The following is a 230-nucleotide window of genomic DNA, read 5'->3' as shown; positions in this document are numbered from 1 at the left end:
CATATGACCGATCGCTGGTTCAATCGCGCTGCGCCGCCGGATCATGGCGCGCAACGTGCGCGTGATGCCGCGTCGCAGGCCGGGATGGTAGACCTTCCCCCCGTCTGGCTCAGCGCCCCGGTAACCACGGTCGACGATCGCGATTTCAGGTTTGACATCGCTGAGAATCGCTGCCTGCTCCAGCGCTTCTTCCAGCGTATGTCCATCGTACGGATTGCCCGGCATCGAGC

At 63.5% G+C, this 230-nt stretch carries 1 pseudogene; it reads right to left on the bottom strand.

From position 1 onward, the window contains the following. Positions 1 to 230 (bottom strand): annotated as a pseudogene (locus AB3X94_RS42370) (IS5/IS1182 family transposase); the annotation flags it as partial.

Origin of the sequence: Paraburkholderia sp. BR10923 (assembly GCF_040948765.1) — a bacterium.
GTDB classification, from domain to species: domain Bacteria; phylum Pseudomonadota; class Gammaproteobacteria; order Burkholderiales; family Burkholderiaceae; genus Paraburkholderia; species Paraburkholderia youngii.
The sequence above is the reverse complement of the archived record's forward strand: the minus strand, read 5'-3'. Positions and strand labels throughout refer to the sequence as shown.